1 pseudogene is annotated in these 522 nt (G+C 63.5%); it reads left to right on the top strand.

Annotated elements, in window-relative coordinates:
- Nucleotides 1–209: 209 nt before the first annotated feature.
- A pseudogene (locus tag TR36_RS14395) lies at nt 210–522 on the top strand (ATP-binding cassette domain-containing protein); the annotation flags it as partial.

Raw genomic sequence — 522 nt, forward strand, 5'->3', positions numbered from 1 at the left:
TGCGGAGCCACTAGATGCGGCACATGGCCCACCGGGAGATCCGCCACCAGCGCCCGGGGCAGCAGGCGCTGCATATGCCGCTGGAGGGGGAGGGGGACGGACATATCCTCGGTCGCCTCCACGTAAAGCCGGGGCAGTTTCGTGAACCTTGCATCGCTGCCAAGGCGGACCGACCGCGTACCTTCCCCTCTCCCGATGGGGGGAACGATATGGCGGGGGGCATCATGGCGCGTGATGTGACGGTAACCTATCGCAATGGCCATACCGCCCTGCATGATGCCACCTTCGAAATTCCACGCGGGACAATCACCGCGCTGGTCGGGGTGAATGGGGCCGGCAAATCGACCTTGTTCAAGGCCATCATGGGATTCGTGCCCACCGCGCGGGGCGAGATAAAANCTGCTGGGGCGCTCGGTCAAGGAGGCGCTGGCGGCCAATCTGGTGGCCTATGTCCCGCAGGCCGAAGAGGTTGATTGGGCCTTTCCCGTGCTGGTAGAAGATGTCGTGATGATGGGCCGTTAT

The organism is Falsirhodobacter sp. alg1, assembly GCF_000739715.2.
In the GTDB taxonomy this organism is placed as follows: domain Bacteria; phylum Pseudomonadota; class Alphaproteobacteria; order Rhodobacterales; family Rhodobacteraceae; genus Falsirhodobacter.